The organism is Pseudomonas sp. SIMBA_067 (assembly GCF_046534675.1).
Lineage (GTDB): Bacteria > Pseudomonadota > Gammaproteobacteria > Pseudomonadales > Pseudomonadaceae > Aquipseudomonas > Aquipseudomonas putida.
The window spans coordinates 1-249 of record NZ_JAWRYH010000999.1 but is presented as its reverse complement, the minus strand read 5'-3'; the positions used below and the strand labels follow the sequence as shown (position 1 = coordinate 249).

The 249-nt window shown below is 60.6% G+C and carries 1 protein-coding gene; it reads right to left on the bottom strand.

Features of this window, described 5'->3' with window-relative positions; genetic code table 11:
- The coding region (locus tag SB765_RS32220; RefSeq protein ID WP_410932841.1) for an alcohol dehydrogenase catalytic domain-containing protein at positions 1 to 197 on the bottom strand (197 nt) is incomplete at its 3' end.
- Positions 198 to 249: the final 52 nt, after the last annotated feature.

Here is a 249-nt window from a genome sequence, read left to right as displayed (position 1 = left end):
AATGACACGTTGTCGGGCAGGTGAATCGCATGGTCTGAAGGGACTACGACGAATTCTGCCGCAGTGCCCGCGGCTCGGCCGTACTGTGCCTCGTAGATCCAGACCCGTTCGCCGAGTCTATTGGCCGGTACATTGACGCCAATGGCGTCGATGATGCCCGCGCCGTCCTGATGTGGAATGATGCGGGGGTAGGGCATCGCGGTGGAGAATCCAGTACGTGCCTTGACGTCGGTCGGATTTAGCCCCGAG